A 15,734-nucleotide genomic window follows, 5' to 3' on the forward strand; every position below is an offset into this window, starting at 1 on the left:
CGATCAAGCCATGCGGCGTATGTGGCGAAAGCTGGCATAGCGGCCCACAATTTCGTGGATCAGTTGTTCGCGCGTATAGCCGGTCACATCACGGGGCTGATCGCCTTGGGGGCTTTGCGCCATCGCGCGATAGTGCAGCTTGTCGCCTTGCTGCGCCTTGCGTGTTTCGGCCCAGGCAAAGCTTGGCGTGCGAAAGCCGCGTAGCTTCACGCTGTATCTGAAGGCACCGCGGTCGCCATGGTTTACGGCGAGCGTCACATGGTCCGGCCCGCGCGATATGTCAGGCGCAAAGCCCGCCGCGCTCATTTCCGCAGCCACGGCATCCAGCGCAGGGGACGCAACATCGTCTATGAAGGCGCGGACTTCCGCTTCCTTGTAGAAATGGACGATATTGGCGAGGCGACGTTGCCAGCCCAGCGTTTCATCTTCGCTGTCTTGCGCGCCGGAAAGGTCGAGCGCGTCCGTGTCGGACTCGGTTTGCAGCGCCCTTAAGAGGCCATAGCAGATGAAGATCATGACAACGGCAAAGGGCAAGGCACTGGCGATGGCGGCGGTCTGCAAAGCGCGCAGCCCGCCCGCCAGCAGCAGCACCGCCGCCACCGTACCGGCGCAGACCGCCCAGAATACGCGCTGCCAGACGGGCGTATTTTCCGCCCCGCCAGACGTGATCATGTCGATCACCAGGGCCCCTGAATCAGCCGACGTTACGAAGAAGGTGATGACCAGCAAGGTCGCGATACCCGACGCCAGCGTCGAAAGCGGCAGTTGCTCCAGCACTTCGAACAGCGCGACGGGAAGGTTGTTGACCACGGTCCGGGCAATGGGCGCGACGCCGCTCATGTCGAGCGAGATGGCTGTATTGCCGAATACGGTCATCCACAGAAAGGTGAAGAGCACCGGCACGAGCAGCACGCCGGTCACGAATTCGCGGATGGAGCGCCCGCGCGAGATGCGGGCGATGAACATGCCGACAAAGGGCGACCAAGCGATCCACCAACCCCAGTAGAACATCGTCCAACTGCCGATCCACGGGTTCGGCTCATAGGCGTACATGCGGAACGTGCGCTGGACCACCGCGCCCAGATAGGCGCCGATATTCTGCACATAGGCCTGTAGAAGGAATACGGTCGATCCGGCGAAGAGCACGAAGAGCAGCAGCGCGATGGCCAGCACGATGTTGAGTTCCGACAAGCGCTTGACGCCCTTGTCGAGCCCGGCCACGACCGACAGCGTGGCCATGCCGGTGATCGCGGCGATGAGTATGAGCTGGACGCTGCTGTTGGTGGGGATGCCGAACAAATGGCTAAAACCTGCGTTGACCTGTAGCACGCCAAGGCCCAGCGACGTCGCCACCCCGAACATCGTGCCCAAGACGGCAAATATGTCGATGGCGTGGCCGACCGGCCCGTAAATATGCCGTCCGATCAGGGGAAACAGCGCCGAACGGATGGTCAGGGGCAGTCCGCGGCGGAACGAGAAATAGGCCAGGGCCAGCCCAACAACGATGTAGATCGCCCAGGCGTGAAGGCCCCAGTGAAAGAAAGTCAGGACCATGGCCTGCCTGGCGGACTCCACGGTTTTGCCTTCGCCCACCGGGGGCAGTGCATAATGCTGCACCGGTTCGGCCACGCCAAAGAAGATCAGGCCGATCCCCATGCCTGCGCTGAACAGCATCGCAAACCATGAAAGATAGCTATATTCCGGTTCGCTGTCGTCGGGCCCCAGCTTGATGTCGCCATAGCGGCTGAGCATCAGGTAGAGCGCGAAGATGAGAAAGCCGGCGACAGAGGCGATGTAGAACCAGCCGAAATCGCGCACGATGAAGCTCTGCACAGAGTTGAACATGTCCCCCGCACGATCGGGGAACAGCGCGCCGAACGCGGCGAAGGCGACGATCAGCACCGCCGAGATATAGAATACCGGCGCATTCACCTGCATCCGGGGCGCAGGCTGCGCGCCGGTCGCGGCCTCTTGCTCGTCCAACATTCTCTACCCCCTGCCTTTCAGCCAATCCTCAGGAACGACTCTACGCCTGATTTGTTTCTGCGCGATATTTTCGCGTGCGCAATGATCCCACTTGCGCCCCTTGTGCGTTTCCTGGCTCAGACGAGTACGCTTCAAAGGACAGGCGCATGACGACAGTCGCACAGGTGATCATAGAAACGCTGCAATCTGCCGGCGTACGCCGCTGCTATGGCGTTCCCGGAGACACGCTCAATCACATCACCGATGCGATCAGGACCAGCGACATACGCTGGGTGCATGTCCGGCATGAGGAAGCGGCAGGCTTTGCGGCGGGCGCCGACGCCATGCTGACCGGCGAACTTGCTGCCTGTGCGGGGTCCTGTGGTCCCGGCAGCCTGCATTTCATCAACGGCCTGTTCGAATCGCACCGCAATCGCGCGCCCGTGATACTGATCGCCAGCCAGATCGTCCGCGACGAGCTTGGCTTTGACTTCCCGCAAGAGGTCGATTTCAAATCGGTCTATGCATCGTGCAGCGTCTTTTGCGAGGAAATCCGCACGCCTGCCCAGGCGCGGCGCATGACCGCGATGGCGGCGCAAGCCGCCCTGGCGAAGCGCGGAGTGGCGGTGCTGATCGTGCCTGCCGACGTGTCGAGCGCCAAAGCGCCTGACGAGCCGCATTTCGCCGTGCACCGCGCCGCGCCGGTCGTGCTGCCTTCCGACGCGGAGCTTGACCGGCTGGCAAGCGCAATCAATGCCGGCAAGCGCGTGGCGATCTATGGCGGGTCAGGATGCGAGATGGCGCATGATGCGGTAGTAGCGCTGGCCAGCCGGTTGCGCGCGCCGGTCGCTCGCACATCGCGCGCCAAGGATTTTCTGGAAGCCGACAATCAGTTCGACGTAGGCATGACCGGCATTTTTGGCAGCGAGTCGGGCTATCACGCCTTGATGTCATGCGACGTGCTGCTGCTCCTTGGTTGCGATTTTGCATGGCGGCAATTCTACCCGGACAAGGCAACCATCCTGCAGGTCGATCTTGACGGCACGCATCTGGGACGCCGCCATCCCGTCGATATCGGGGTGGTTGGCGATATTGGCCCGACGCTTGAAGCCTTGCTGCCGCGCATCACGCCGCGCGAGGATGACAGCTTTGTGAATGAATGCCTGGATCATCATCGCAAGGCGGTGGCGGCGCAGGCAAAGCACGCGACGGAAGGCAAGGGCGGCGCGATCCATCCGCAATATCTGACGGAAATGATCTCCCGTCATGCGGACGCCGATGCGATATTCACGGCGGATGGCGGATCGCCGATGGTGTGGTGCCTGCGCCATATCGCCTCGACCGGGCAAAACCGCACGGTCGTCAGTCTCAGCCACGGCACGATGGCGAATGCCATGCCTCAGGCGCTGGGGGCCAAGGCGGCCTTCCCGGACCGGCAGGTCATTTCCCTGTCGGGCGATGGCGGGATCGCCATGCTGATGGGTGACCTGCTGACCGCCATTCAGGAAAAGCTGCCGATCAAGGTGGTTGTCTACAATAATGGCGCGCTCGACTTCGTGGAGATTGAACAGAAGGTCGAGGGGCTGCTCGACAGCTATACGGAACTGGTCAATCCCGACTTTGCGCGGGTGGCCGAAGCCATCGGTTTTCGCGGATGGCGGGTCGAAAAGGCGCAAGACCTTGAATCGATGGTGCAAGCCTGGCTTGCCGAGCCGGGCCCGGCACTGCTCGATGTCGTGACCGATCGGTTTGAACTGGTGATGCCGCCCAATGTGAAGCCGGGGCAGGTGGCCGGCATGGCGCTCTATTCGGCCAAGGCGGTACTGAACGGACGCGGGCGCGATGTCGTGGGCATCGTGCGGAACCTGCTGTCATGAACAGGCGCCCTGCCCTGGCGGACTCCCTGTTCCGCGACCACGCCCTGTCCCGCAACGCCCTGCTGCTGGCGGGTCTGGTCGGCACGATCGCCGTGACGCTGATAGGCTTGCGCCATCCCCGCGCCTTTTGGCTGCTGCTGCTGTTCGTGCCGCTGCTGGTCGTGGCGCTGATCGACCTATTGCAGACGCACCATTCCCTTCGCCGCAACTATCCCGTTTCGGCGCGGTTCCGCTGGTTCTTTGAATGGCTGCGGCCCTTCCTGCGATCCTACATCGTGGAGAGCGATCTGGATGGACGCCCGTTCAGTCATGACGAGCGCGCGCTCGTCTATGCGCGCGCCAAGGGTGATGTGTCGACCCATCCCTTTGGTACCGAACTGGACGTCTATTCCGAGGAATATGAGTGGCTGGCCCATTCGATAGCGCCATCGCGCCATGCCGAGAAATATACACGCGTCTCTGTTGGAACGGACCAGTGCAGTCGACCCTACAGCGCCGCACGGCTCAATATTTCGGCGATGAGTTTCGGGGCATTGGGCAGCAATGCGATCGAAGCGCTGAACCTGGGTGCCAGGATTGGCGGATTCTATCATGACACGGGCGAGGGCGGACTGTCGCCCTATCATCTCAAACATGGCGGCGACATAGTCTGGGAATTGGGGTCTGGCTATTTTGGCTGCCGCAATGCCAGCGGCAATTTCGATCCGGCTCATTTTCGCGACAAGGCCACCAATGACGCAGTGGTCATGACGGAAATCAAGTTGAGCCAGGGTGCAAAGCCCGGCCATGGCGGTTTGCTGCCAGGCCCGAAGGTGACGGCGGAGATCGCCAGGATTCGCGATATTCCAGAAGGCGAGGACTGCCTGTCGCCACCTTTTCACACTGCCTTTTCGACGCCGCGCGAACTGCTCGCCTTCGCCGCGCAGATGCGCGATCTTTCCGGCGGGAAGCCGGTCGGCATCAAATTATGCGTGGGCTATCCGCATGAATTGTTCGCCGTGGTAAAAGCGATGATCGAGACGGAGATACTGGTCGACTTCATCGTCATTGATGGCGCGGAAGGCGGTACGGGCGCTGCGCCGACCGAATTGTCCGATCGGGTCGGCATGCCGTTGCGCGAAGGGTTGATATTGGCGCGCAACGCGCTTGTGGGCACGAACCTCAAGGACAAGGTGCGCCTTGCCGCATCGGGCAAGGTTAATTCCGGCGCGGCGATCGCGATGAATGCGGCGCTGGGCGCTGACTGGTGCAATGCGGCCCGGTCCTTCATGTTCTCGCTTGGCTGCGTGCAGTCCATGCGCTGCCACACCGATACATGCCCGACAGGGGTAGCCACCCAATCGCCCGCGCGTCAGCGTGCGCTGGTGGTGCCGGAAAAGGCAGAGCGGGTCGCCCGCTTCCAGAGGGCGACGCTCGACGCGCTCCACGACATTGTCGTGGCCGCTGGCCTCAATTCACCGGACGAATTCACCCCCGATGGTCTGCGCCAGCGGATCAACGCGGCGGAGATGCGATCGATCGACGAAATCTATCCGTTCGTGCAACCGGGAGAATTGCTGGACGGCGCACGCGATCCGCGGCTTGCGAACTGGTGGAACGCGGCCGATCCGGCCAGCTTTGCAAGACGGGCGTAATCGCCACAGGGACAAGCCATCCCCGTTACACGGGGTCATCGTCCATGTCCTGAGCCTCACCCACGCCCGCAATGATCATCCCCAGCACGCGCGTCGCCAGTTCCATGTCCTGTTCGCTCAGTTTGGCAAATACCGCCGACCGGATCTCGGACAGGATCGGCTGCACCTGTTCGACGACCTCGATACCGGCGGGCGTTATCTCGATATGGCGTGATCGCTTGTCGGTGGGATTTTCCGTCCGGCGGATCAGACCGTCGGCTTCCAAGGCGTTCAACGTCCGGATCAGCGGCGGCCATTGGATCGCCAGACGGGCCGAGAGCAGCGATGTGGTAACAGGCGGCGGCGCAACACTCAGGACGAAAAGGGTCTGCCATCTGGGCCTGGACTGACCGGTCGCCGCCAGCATCCGGCTTTCGACATGCGTTCCCCAACGCCGCGCCGCGAGCGAGAGCATGCGCGTGAGCCGAAATTCGACATCGTCCCGCGATCCTTCGGGAAAATAGGCGCGATATTGCGGCGTGTTGCTGTCGAACGGGTCGACCGGATTGGAGTCGTCGGTAGCCATATCATTCCCATCGCAATGCGGGGTGCGCTGAATTTTATCCCCCTCAGTCGTTCTTAGCGGCGCTCTTAAGCAACTGCAAAATGCGCGTTTTCCTGCCGATCTGGCCAATGGATGAAGCCGTTGACAATATATGTACCGTGATACATACATTGCTCCAGAGGCCGCAGCAGAAGGCCAGGAGAGGGAAATGATGATGCGATTGAGCACCCAGCACATGCGTGCAAATGTGAGCGGCCGGGCCATTGCCGGGGCACTGATGGCGGCATTGCCGATCGGCGCAGCCGCACAGGATGCCGTGACGGCCTCGCCGCCCGCCACCCGGCAATCGGACGACGTGGTCCCCGCCGATCTCCCCACAACCGACATCGTCGTGACGGGGACGCGCCTTGGGTCCAGCTTCAACGCGCCGACGCCCGTCACCTCGATCGGGGCGGAACGTCTGGATGCGCTGGGCATCACCAATGTCGGCGAAGCGCTGAACCAGCTGCCCAGTTTCCGCGCATCGAGCGGTCCTGCGGCCCAGGCCAATCTGGGCGGCAATATCGGCGCCCGGTTGCTCGATCTGCGAGGACTTGATCCGCAACGCACGCTTGTCCTGGTCGATGGCAAGCGCTTCGTCCCCAGCACCGTGCAGGGTTCGGTCGACACCAACCTCATTCCATCGTCCCTGTTGCGCACTGTCGATGTCGTGACTGGCGGCGCTTCGGCCGCTTATGGTTCGGATGCCGTCGCAGGCGTCGTGAACTTCATCCTTGACCGCAAGAAGGAAGGGCTGGACGGCGAATTTGCCGCCGGCATGTCCCAGCGGGGCGATGACGGCAATCTGTTCGCCAGCCTGTCGGGCGGCATGCGCCTGAGCGATCGCGTCCATATCATCGGCGCAGTGGAATATGAAAAGCTGGAAGGATTGGGCACCTGTACAAGCCGTAGCTGGCGCAACAGCCAGACCCTGATCCTCGGTAACACGCCGGGCGCCGGTGGCCTGCCCGCCAACCTCATCATCGCCGGGGTCAATACATCGACGATGACGCCGGGCGGCCTGATCAACCGATCCTATAATGCAGCTGGTCAGGCGATCGGCACGACGGCTACCGACCCGCTGCGCGGCACGAAGTTCCTTCCCGACGGCACGCCGGGTCAATTCCAATATGGCACGCTGGTCGGCCCGCTCTTCATGCTTGGCGGCGAAGGACAGGGGCGTAACGGCTTCATTTCGGCCCTGCGGCTTAAAGTGCCGCTGGAGCGGGTTTCCAGCTATGGCGCGCTGACGGCGGAACTGACCGATGATGTGACGCTCACCGCCGACATATCCTATGGCCGCGTCAAGGGCACGGTCGACGGCGCGATCTTCCGTGACTTCAATGGCACGTTGCTGGGCCGCATCAAGCGCGACAATCCATTCATTCCCGCCACCGTCGCGTCGGCGATGGACGCCAATGGCGTGGCTTCCTTCATCCTGGGCAAGGCCGCGTTCGACCTTGGCCCTGGCCGTGCAACATCGACCACGGAAACCTATCGCGGCGTTCTAGGCGTAGAGGGGCGACTGAGCGACAGGTGGACGGTCAACGGCTTCTACCAATATGGCCGCACCAACTTCACCCAGCGTGCGACCAACCTCGTCAATCAGGCCAATCTGCTGAAGGCGGTGGATGCGGTACAGTCTGGCGGCCAGACCGTCTGCCGCGTCAATGCCGATGCGATCGCCAGTAATGACGATGCCTCCTGCGTCCCCTTCAACCCCTTTGGCGAAGGGCAATATAGCCAGGCGTCGGTGGGCTACATCACCGGCAACGGCCTGCAACATACCGTCAATGAACAGCATGTCGCAGGCATCGACCTGCGCGGCGAATTGTTCGACCTGCCTGCCGGGCCTGTTACGGTGGCGGTCGGCGCGGAATATCGCCGGGATACGGTCGATGGCACCGCCGACCCCATTTCGGCGGCAAACGGCTTCTATTCGCTCAACGGGTCGGCCCTGTCGGGCGGCGTGACCGTGAAGGAGGTATTTGGCGAGGTCGCCGTGCCGCTGTTGCGCGATTCAGCCTTTGGCTATGCGCTCGATCTCAATGGCGCGGCCCGCCGCACCCATTACAGCACGACAGGATCGGTCACGACCTGGAAGGCTGGCCTGGTCTATGAACCGGTAGAAGGCGTCAGGTTGCGCGGCACGCGGTCACGCGACATCCGCGCGCCCAACATCTTTGAACTGTTCGGGCCGCAGACGCTCCGCTCGATCGGCCTGTCCGACCCGCTGAACGGGGGATTGCAGACCAATCCCTTCGTCATAACCGGCTCCAATCCCAATCTTTCCGTTGAAAAGGCGGACAGCTGGACCGGCGGTTTCGTGATCGCGCCGCGCAGCGGCCCGTTCCAGCGGCTGCGTCTGTCGGTCGATTATTATAATATCAAGATGGCCGATGCGATCGGCGCGCTGGGCGCGCAGACGCTGGTCAACCGCTGCGCGCAAGGGGCCACCAATTTCTGCAGCCAGATAACGCGCGACGCCAACAACCAGATTCTTCAGGTTCGCGACGTCATCCTCAATTCCAATGCGCTCAAGACCAGCGGCTATGACATCGAATTCCAATATCGTCAGCCGATCGGATCGTGGGGCGAACTGAATGCGCAACTGATCGCGAACATCACCAAAGAATTGACCACCGTCGATGCCCTGGGCGCGGTGGACCGCGCGGGCCAGACCGGCGTTCGCACCGGGACGATACCGGGCGTGCCCGACTATGTGCTGGACGGCGTCCTCACCTGGACCGTTGGCAAGTTCCAGTTGACCGGCCATGGCCGCTACATTCCGTCGGGAATCTACTGGACCAATTTCGTCGGGCCGGATCAGGATGGCTATGCCGTTACCGCGCCCAACAGCGTCGACAACAACAATGTCCCCAGCCGCTTCTACCTTGACATGACGGCCCGCGTGAATGTCGATACCGGCAATGGCCGGACCTTCCAGCTGTTTGCGACGGTCAACAATCTGCTGGATCGTGATCCGCCCGCAATGCCCGGCCCGTCGGGCGGCACCAACCAGATTCTGTTCGATCCGGTCGGTCGTGCGTTCAAGGTCGGCGCGCGCTTCCACTTCGGTTCATAAGGCGCGGGATCGACAGGAGCCGATATGAGCATGAACGCAACCGATCCGTCACCCCCTGTCGTCATCCATCTGACAGATGTGATCGAACGTCAGCGGATCAATGCGTTCATCATCCGGCTGGTGGCGCTATCCTGGGCGGTCACCTTCCTCGATGGCTTCGACATGCTCGTCATCTCTTTCGTCGCGCCCTATCTGCGCGACGGATTTGGTGCGGACGTGATTTCGCTGGGCGAACTGTTCGCGACGGGCGTGTTCGGGGCGATGCTGGGCGGGATCGCCTTTGGCTGGCTGGGCGACCGTTATGGGCGGCGCCCGATCATCATCGCATCGGTCGTGGCCTTTGGCGCCACCAGCATAGCCATGGCGCTTGCGCCAAACATGCATATGCTCCTCATCCTCCGTTTCCTTAATGGCCTGGCGCTGGGCGGGCTGATGCCGCTTGCCTGGGCGCTGAACATCGAATTCGTGCCCAGCCGCTATCGCGCGACTGTCGTGACCGTCATCATGATGGGCTATACGCTGGGCGGCGTGGTCGCCGGGCCGATGACGGTCTGGCTGGCGCCCGATTATGGCTGGCAATCGGTATTCATGGTGTCGGGCGTGGCGACGCTGCTGCTCGTGCCCATTCTCTTTGCCCTCCTCCCCGAATCCGCTCGCTATCTGGCGGTGAAGGGACGATCGCCCGAAAAGATCGCCAGGTCGCTGAACGCGCTGGCGCCGGGGCTTGGCGCGCGGCCGCAGGATCATTTCACGGTCACCGACGAAGCGGTGGCCTCAACCGGGCAAAGCTTCCGCATCACGACCCTGTTCAAAGGCGACCTGCGCCCGATCACCAGCTTGCTGTGGCTCGCCTATATCGGCAGTTCGATGGCGGTCTATTTCAAGTCGAACTGGGGACCGATCATCTTTGAGGATGTCGGCTTCACCCGGACCCAGGCGGCGATGATCATGTCCGTCAGTTCGATCGGCGGTTCGATCGCGGGGCTGGCGCTCATGCGCTTCACTGACCGCCTGGGTCCGATCGCCATCGCCTTCTATCCCATGCTGGCGGCGCCGCTGCTGCTGGTCATGGGTCTGGCGCCCGTTTCGCTACAGGGGCTGGCCGCCTTCTCCCTGCTCAGCATGGCGATGATCAGCGGCACGCATTTTGGCATGCATTCCATCGCTGGCATCTTCTATCCCAGCGCGATCCGCGCCAATGGCGCTGGATGGGCAACGTCGGTGGCGAAGATCGGCTCGATCTTCGCGCCGCTGCTGGGCGGTTATCTGCTGGCGATGAACATGCAGCCGCGCCTGCTGTTCGTGCTGCTGGCGGCCACACCGCTGCTCTCTGCCGTGTCGCTCGTCCTGCTCGCCCGTGTCGGCAAGCGCCGGGCCGCCCGCAATCCCGTTCCCACCGAAAACACCATCCTTCCGGCGAAAGCCGACCAAGCCTAACAGGAATTATGATCATGGCTCTGACTGCGACCCCCATAACAGCGCGCTTTGGCGCGGAGCTCTCCGGCATCGACGTCGGCAAACCGTTGAGCGACGCCGATTTCGCCGCCATCAAGGACGCGATGAACCAATGGGGCGTATGCGTCATTCGCGGGACCGGGTTCGACAATGCCGCCCACATCGCCTTCAGTCGCCATTTCGGCCATCTGGAAACCGCGCCTGCGGTCAAGAACCGGCCGCGCCGCCACCCGAACACGCCGGAAATATTCGACGCCAGCAACCTCACCCCGGCGGGCGAGATACTGGTCGATGAAAATATGGTGCTGCACAAGAAAGGCGATCGGCTCTGGCATACCGATTCTTCTTTCATGGAACTGCGGTCGGCCTATTCGCTGCTCCTTGCCTATGAAGTGCCCAAGGAAGGCGGCCTTACCTATTTCGCGGACATGCGATCGGCCTATGAGGATCTGCCGGCCGACATCCGGGCGAAGATCGATACGCTGGAAGCCGACCATTCGCTCTGGTATTCGCGACTGCTCGCCGGTTTTCCGATCACGGAGGAAGAAATTGACGGCCGACCCAAAGCGCGCCAGCCCATGATCATGCATCAGGAAGCGACTGGACGTACCGCCATCTATATCGGCAGCCATGCGATGGATGTCGTGGGCCTGCCGCGTGAGGAAGGCCGCGCGCTGATCAAATATCTGATCGAATTCGCCACCCAGCCGCAATATGTGTTCGGCGTCGCCTACGAACCGGGCGACATCGTGATCTGGGACAACCTGACCACCATGCACCGGGGCGGCGATTTCGACATTTATAACGAGCGGCGCGACATGCGGCGTACCACCGTGCGCGAAGGCGAACCGCCCGAACATGCCGATGATCCGTTCACGGCCTATTTCTCCGCCTCGGCACCAAAGAACTGATCCGAAACGATGGTCGACAAGCCCCGGATATTGGTGACACGCAAATGGCCCGAGCCGGTCGAAGCGCTGATCGCGCAGCGCTATGACGCGACATTCAACGATAGCGATGTGGCACTGACGAGCGCGCAACTGGCCGCGGCCATGCGTGACTTCGATGCGATCTGCCCCACCATCACCGATCCGCTGGATGCCAGCATATTGGGCGTGGCGGGGCGACGGGTGCAGATCATCGCCAATTACGGCGCAGGCGTTGATCATATCGATCTCGCGGCGGCGCGGGCGGCGGGCATTGTCGTAACCAATACGCCCGGCGTGCTGACCGACGCGACCGCTGACATCGCCATCACGCTGATGCTGATGACAACGCGCCGCGCAGGCGAAGGCGAACGGGAATTGCGTGCCGAGCAATGGACCGGCTGGCGGCCGACCCATTTGCTTGGGACCAGCTTGCGCGGCAAGACGCTGGGGCTGGTCGGCTTTGGCCGGATCGCGCAGGCGATGGCGGAGCGCGCCCGTTTCGGCTTTGGCATGGACATCGTCTATTTTTCACGGCGGCCGGGCGCGCAGGAAGATGAACAGCGCCTTGGGGCGCGCTTCGTGCCGTCACCGGTCGATCTGGTGGCGCAAAGCGACGTCGTATCGCTGCATATCCCCGGCGGCGCGGAAACCCGCAACATCATCGATGCGGCCATTTTCGCGCACATGGCCCCCCATGCCATATTGATCAACACCGCGCGGGGTGACGTGGTCGACGAAGGCGCGTTGATCGACGCACTGGAAGCAGGGCGGATCGGCGGCGCGGGGCTGGATGTCTTTGCTGGCGAACCCCATGTCTCCCAACGCCTGCGCGATGCGCCCAATACCGTCCTCCTCCCCCATCTGGGCAGCGCAACGCGGGAAACGCGCGAAGCGATGGGCATGCGCGCCCTTGCCAATCTGGACGACTGGCGGGAGGGCCGGACGCCCCGCGATAGCCTGTAATGCCTGTGTCCATTGATAATCTTATCGCGGCGGAACAGTTGCCCGCCTCTTACGCGGCGATAGTCGATCGCTGGTGGCGGCCGCTCGCACAGCAGATCGCGCAGTGGCACAGCTTGGCAGGGCGCACCCTGATCGTCGGGATCAACGGGGCACAGGGCAGTGGAAAATCCACGCTCTGTCGCTTCCTCTGCGCGTCGCTGTTACCTGAACATGGGGTATCGGCGGCGGTGGTTTCGCTCGATGATCTTTACCTGCCCCTGGCGGCGCGCGAGCGGATCGCGCAGGACATACATCCCCTTTTCCGGACGCGCGGGGTGCCGGGGACGCATGATGTCGATGCGGGGATCGCGTTGCTGGATGATATGGCCGCCGGGCGGGAAGCCCTGATCCCGCGGTTCAGCAAGGCGCTGGACGACCGATTGCCGCGGGCCGACTGGACACGCCATGCCGGCAAGGTCGACATTCTGCTGTTCGAAGGCTGGTGCGTGGGCGCTCGGCCACAGGATGCCGACAGCCTGATCAAGCCGCTCAACGCGCTGGAGGCGCAGGAGGACGCCGAAGGCATCTGGCGACGCCATGTGAACATGGCCCTGCAGACTTCCTATGCGCAGCTGTTTTCGCGGATCGACCATCTGGTGATGTTGCAGCCGCCTTCGTTCGATCATGTTCTCGCCAACCGGCTACTTCAGGAACATAAGCTTCGCGCGGCCGCGCCGGATGCGCCAGCTATCATGGATGACGCCGCCGTGGCCCGCTTCGTGAGCCATTATGAGCGTGTGACCCGCCATATGTTCGCCGACCTTCCGGCGCGCGCGGACATATTGTTTCAGCTCGATGCACAACAGAATGTGATGTCCTGCCAGCGCCTTGCCCGCCCATGACTGGCAAATGCTAGACTGCACTCTTGTAACCGGATCGCCCGTAGATGGAGCCGATGACCATGTCGCCTGACAATATCCCTGTCGATGCCATCCGGCCCGGCCTTGAATTCCTCTATGCGGCCAGCGCGCAACTGGCCGATCCGATACAGATTGGCCCGACGCCGGACGGCATGCGGCGGATCATACCGATCCTGTCCGGCACGGTCGAGGGGCCAGGCATTCGCGGCCATATCCTGGGCGGTGGAAGCGACTGGCAGCTTCTGCGGCCGGATGGCGTCACGGTCGCGGACGCGACCTATGCGATCGAAACCGATGATGGCGCGGTCATCCAGATCCGCAACAGGGGGCTGCGGCATGGGCCTGCCGATGTCATGGCGCGTCTGGCAGGCGGGGAGCCTGTCGATCCGTCGGGTTATTATTTCCGCACCGTCCCCGAATTCATCGCACCCGTTGGCCCTTATGAATGGCTCAACAGCAGCATCTTCATCTGCTCTGGCGCACGTTACTCCGACTCGATCCGGCTATGGGTCTGGCGCGTCACCTGATCGGTCGACGCGAGGGACCGGACTATTCTTCGGCTGCGCCGAACTCGGACGGAATGCGACGCGCTTGACCGGCGGCGCGTTTTGCCAGCGCTTGCGCCACCCGGTCCAGCAGCTCGGCCTTGCGCCACGGCTTGCCAAGCACATCCAGCCCGCGCCGCAACGGTCCTTCTGCAACCAGTTCCTCATTATAGCCCGTCGTCATGAGAACCGGCATATCCCGATCCTGCGCAGTGATCGCTTCGGCCAGCGCGATGCCATTGAGCGTGCCGGGCATGACCAGGTCGGTAAACAGCAGGTCGATGGGATCGGTCGCGCGAATCCGCTCCCATTCCACCAAAGCAAGGTCGCCATTTTCCACCGCCGTCACGCGGTATCCCGCCTCGACCAGATGCTCCTGGGCAAGGGCGAGTACGTCGGGGCTGTCCTCGACAAGCAGGATGTGTGCGCCGTCCACCTTGGCGCTTTCGCCGACAGGATGCCCCGCCGTGTGAACCGTGGGCAGCGCGTCCGCACCAGCCACCGGAAACAGCATGCGGATCGTCGTGCCCTTCCCCGGCGCGCTGTCAATCTCCAGCCGGCCACGCGATTGCTGGACGAAACCGGAAGCCATGGCGAGCCCCAGGCCGGTGCCCTTGCCGGTCGGCTTGGTCGTGAAAAAGGGCTCGGCGGCGCGCGCGGCGACATGCTCCGGCATCCCCTCCCCCTCGTCGCGCAGCTCAATGACGACATAATCGCCGGATTTCAGCTGCCGCGCCTCTGCATCGCCGTTCAGATGCAGCTTCAAGGTGCAGATCGTCAACAGCCCGCCGCCTGGCATCGCGTCGCGCGCGTTGAGCGCTATGTTGAGGATGGCCATCTCAAACTGTTCGGCATCCAGCACCGCCTTGGGCAGCCCGTGGCGCAGGCTCAGATGAAGCTCGACTGAGCGGCCCAGCGAACTTTCCAGCATGTCGGCAAACCCGACAATGCAGGCATTCACATCGATCGCGCGCGGGTCCAGCCGCGTCTTGCGTGCAAATGCCAGCAATTGCCCGGTCAGCTTGGCGCCACGCTCTGCAGCGCCCTGCGCGCGCGCGAGATAAGCCTGCGCTTTTTCATCCGCGACGCGGCCCGACAATAGTTCCAGATTGCCGGTCACCACTTGCAGAAGATTGTTGAAGTCGTGCGCAAGCCCGGCAGTCAGTTGGCCAATCGATTCCATCTTCTGCGACTGCTGATACGCCTGCTCGCTTTCCTTGCGGCGCGTCACGTCCAACTGGCTGGCGAAGAAATAGAGGAGGTTGCCCGACGTGTCGTAAACCGGGCCAATGAACACCGCGTTCCAGAACGGTGTCCCGTCCCGCTTGTAGTTCAGTATCTCGACGGCGATCGACTCACGCTGGGCGATCGCATCGCGCAGTTCGTCAACCGCGGCACGATCGGTCTGCGCACCTTGGAGAAAACGACAGTTCCGTCCCAGGATCTCGCTCTCTTCATAGCCGGTCAGATCAAGGAACGCCTTGTTCGCGAACACGATCGGATTGTCTGGCTGTGCGGGGTCCGTCAGGATCATCGGCATGCGGGTCATCTCGATCGCCGCGAAAAAGACGTCGCCACGATCATCGAGTCCGGGCCGGGTGATAACACTTTCGCGCCAATGCTGCCGAGCCTTGCGACCAGTGGTATCCTTGCCGTCGTCCTGTAGCGTGTCGCCTGCCGGAATACCCTGGCTCTGTCCTGCGCTTTCGACGTCAAAGCCAGCGTCGTTTTGCCCGTCTTGGTCTTGATTCATGTGTTTCCTCTAGTTGCCAACGCGCACGAGTCCAACCGTGCAACGA

General features: G+C 62.5%; 11 protein-coding genes. 8 read left to right on the plus strand and 3 right to left on the minus strand.

Going from position 1 to position 15,734, the window contains the following annotated elements; all coding sequences use genetic code 11:
- Positions 1 to 3: 3 nt before the first annotated feature.
- Positions 4 to 1,986: a BCCT family transporter gene (locus AC07X9_RS21750; protein WP_017181258.1), complete on the minus strand. Its 1,983-nt coding sequence runs from the start codon at positions 1,984 to 1,986 to the stop codon at positions 4 to 6.
- 146 nt (positions 1,987 to 2,132) lie between these two features.
- Here AC07X9_RS21750 and AC07X9_RS21755 point away from each other — a divergent pair, with 146 nt between their 5' ends.
- Both AC07X9_RS21755 and AC07X9_RS21760 read left to right on the plus strand, forming a co-directional pair.
- Positions 2,133 to 3,842, plus strand: coding sequence for a ubiquinone-dependent pyruvate dehydrogenase (locus tag AC07X9_RS21755; protein WP_017181259.1), 1,710 nt, complete (start codon positions 2,133 to 2,135; stop codon positions 3,840 to 3,842).
- Entirely contained in the window at positions 3,839 to 5,476 is a 1,638-nt protein-coding gene (locus tag AC07X9_RS21760; RefSeq protein WP_019052322.1) for an FMN-binding glutamate synthase family protein, read from the plus strand. Before AC07X9_RS21755 ends, AC07X9_RS21760 begins: the two co-directional genes overlap by 4 nt.
- 25 nt (positions 5,477 to 5,501) lie before the next feature.
- On the opposite strand, the gene AC07X9_RS21765 is transcribed toward AC07X9_RS21760, so the two are convergent.
- Positions 5,502 to 6,041, minus strand: a complete 540-nt coding sequence (locus AC07X9_RS21765; protein ID WP_017181261.1) for a MarR family winged helix-turn-helix transcriptional regulator — start codon at positions 6,039 to 6,041, stop codon at positions 5,502 to 5,504.
- A 187-nt stretch (positions 6,042 to 6,228) separates the two neighbouring features.
- Between AC07X9_RS21765 and AC07X9_RS21770 the strand changes: the two genes are divergently transcribed.
- The 6 genes from AC07X9_RS21770 to AC07X9_RS21795 are packed head-to-tail and all read left to right on the plus strand — an operon-like array spanning position 6,229 to position 13,917.
- Complete coding sequence (locus AC07X9_RS21770) at positions 6,229 to 9,144, plus strand: TonB-dependent receptor domain-containing protein (protein ID WP_086486363.1); 2,916 nt, start codon at positions 6,229 to 6,231, stop codon at positions 9,142 to 9,144.
- A 24-nt stretch (positions 9,145 to 9,168) separates the two neighbouring features.
- A complete protein-coding gene (locus AC07X9_RS21775) occupies positions 9,169 to 10,581 on the plus strand; it encodes an MFS transporter (RefSeq protein WP_017181263.1) in 1,413 nt (470 codons plus the stop codon).
- Positions 10,582 to 10,595: 14 nt separating this feature from the next.
- Positions 10,596 to 11,510, plus strand: coding sequence for a TauD/TfdA dioxygenase family protein (locus AC07X9_RS21780; RefSeq protein ID WP_241763566.1), 915 nt, complete (start codon positions 10,596 to 10,598; stop codon positions 11,508 to 11,510).
- A gap of 9 nt (positions 11,511 to 11,519) precedes the next feature.
- On the plus strand, positions 11,520 to 12,491 hold the full coding sequence (locus tag AC07X9_RS21785; protein ID WP_086486362.1) for a 2-hydroxyacid dehydrogenase: 972 nt from the start codon (positions 11,520 to 11,522) through the stop codon (positions 12,489 to 12,491).
- The gene (locus AC07X9_RS21790; RefSeq protein ID WP_017181266.1) at positions 12,491 to 13,372 is read left to right on the plus strand and encodes a hypothetical protein; all 882 of its coding nucleotides are present in this window, start codon (positions 12,491 to 12,493) and stop codon (positions 13,370 to 13,372) included. Before AC07X9_RS21785 ends, AC07X9_RS21790 begins: the two co-directional genes overlap by 1 nt.
- A 53-nt stretch (positions 13,373 to 13,425) precedes the next feature.
- Positions 13,426 to 13,917 carry a DUF3237 domain-containing protein gene (locus AC07X9_RS21795; RefSeq protein ID WP_017181267.1) on the plus strand — a complete coding sequence of 164 codons (492 nt, stop codon included), beginning with the start codon at positions 13,426 to 13,428 and terminating at the stop codon, positions 13,915 to 13,917.
- A 22-nt stretch (positions 13,918 to 13,939) separates the two neighbouring features.
- Here the strand turns inward: AC07X9_RS21795 and AC07X9_RS21800 are convergent, their stop codons facing one another.
- A complete protein-coding gene (locus AC07X9_RS21800) occupies positions 13,940 to 15,688 on the minus strand; it encodes a PAS domain-containing protein (RefSeq protein WP_017181268.1) in 1,749 nt (582 codons plus the stop codon).
- Positions 15,689 to 15,734: the final 46 nt, after the last annotated feature.

The sequence above is a fragment of the Sphingobium sp. GW456-12-10-14-TSB1 genome (genome assembly GCF_059424385.1).

Excerpts from the sequence above, each read along its gene's own strand:
- AC07X9_RS21780 (WP_241763566.1), top strand. The coding sequence starts at position 10,596 with ATGGCTCTGACTGCGACCCCCATAACAGCGCGCTTTGGCGCGGAGCTC.
- AC07X9_RS21760 (WP_019052322.1), top strand. The coding sequence starts at position 3,839 with ATGAACAGGCGCCCTGCCCTGGCGGACTCCCTGTTCCGCGACCACGCC.
- AC07X9_RS21800 (WP_017181268.1), bottom strand. The coding sequence starts at position 15,688 with ATGAATCAAGACCAAGACGGGCAAAACGACGCTGGCTTTGACGTCGAA.
- AC07X9_RS21775 (WP_017181263.1), top strand. The coding sequence starts at position 9,169 with ATGAGCATGAACGCAACCGATCCGTCACCCCCTGTCGTCATCCATCTG.
- AC07X9_RS21795 (WP_017181267.1), top strand. The coding sequence starts at position 13,426 with ATGACCATGTCGCCTGACAATATCCCTGTCGATGCCATCCGGCCCGGC.
- AC07X9_RS21765 (WP_017181261.1), bottom strand. The coding sequence starts at position 6,041 with ATGGCTACCGACGACTCCAATCCGGTCGACCCGTTCGACAGCAACACG.
- AC07X9_RS21770 (WP_086486363.1), top strand. The coding sequence starts at position 6,229 with ATGATGATGCGATTGAGCACCCAGCACATGCGTGCAAATGTGAGCGGC.
- AC07X9_RS21750 (WP_017181258.1), bottom strand. The coding sequence starts at position 1,986 with ATGTTGGACGAGCAAGAGGCCGCGACCGGCGCGCAGCCTGCGCCCCGG.
- AC07X9_RS21790 (WP_017181266.1), top strand. The coding sequence starts at position 12,491 with ATGCCTGTGTCCATTGATAATCTTATCGCGGCGGAACAGTTGCCCGCC.
- AC07X9_RS21755 (WP_017181259.1), top strand. The coding sequence starts at position 2,133 with ATGACGACAGTCGCACAGGTGATCATAGAAACGCTGCAATCTGCCGGC.
- AC07X9_RS21785 (WP_086486362.1), top strand. The coding sequence starts at position 11,520 with ATGGTCGACAAGCCCCGGATATTGGTGACACGCAAATGGCCCGAGCCG.